Annotated in this window: 1 protein-coding gene; it reads right to left on the bottom strand. The window is 32.6% G+C overall.

Features of this window, described 5'->3' with window-relative positions; translation table 11 throughout:
* Positions 1 to 484: polysaccharide pyruvyl transferase family protein (locus JQM82_RS16095; protein ID WP_235251429.1), on the bottom strand; the 484-nt coding region annotated here is incomplete at both ends.

The following is a 484-nucleotide window of genomic DNA, read 5'->3' as shown; positions in this document are numbered from 1 at the left end:
AATGATACCTGATACAAATGATAATCACCAAAACAGATATCCGAAAATCTGATTTTATTATCAATATGTGGTAGTGTTACAATTTTGCATCCCATCTGTTTTGCTATTTGTTTTGTTTTTTTTCTTTGTGAAATACTTTCCCCCAAAAAATATGCAAACAAATATCGTTCTTTTATGATCCTTTCAGAGATCATACTTTGCCATTTAGAACTATCTAACAATAATGTTGGATCCAAAACACAAGCAATAATCCTTCCAGTGAGCTGTTCTAAATATCTCTGTGCAGTTTTCTCCCTTACGGATATCCAGGAAAACTTTTCTAAATTGCTTTTCAGATATTCAGAATACCAATCAGGATAGATTGTTGTTGCAATACTTGATGCATAAGATAAACATTTTTTGTCCTCTGGAAGGAAATCCCATACATATGCTCCTTGAATAACTCCTGGTTTCCAAACTTGATCACTCCCGGTAAGAAATATAT

It is taken from the genome of Faecalicatena contorta, from assembly GCF_021531995.1.
GTDB classification, from domain to species: domain Bacteria; phylum Bacillota; class Clostridia; order Lachnospirales; family Lachnospiraceae; genus Dorea_A; species Dorea_A contorta_A.
The sequence above is the reverse complement of the archived record's forward strand: the minus strand, read 5'-3'. Positions and strand labels throughout refer to the sequence as shown.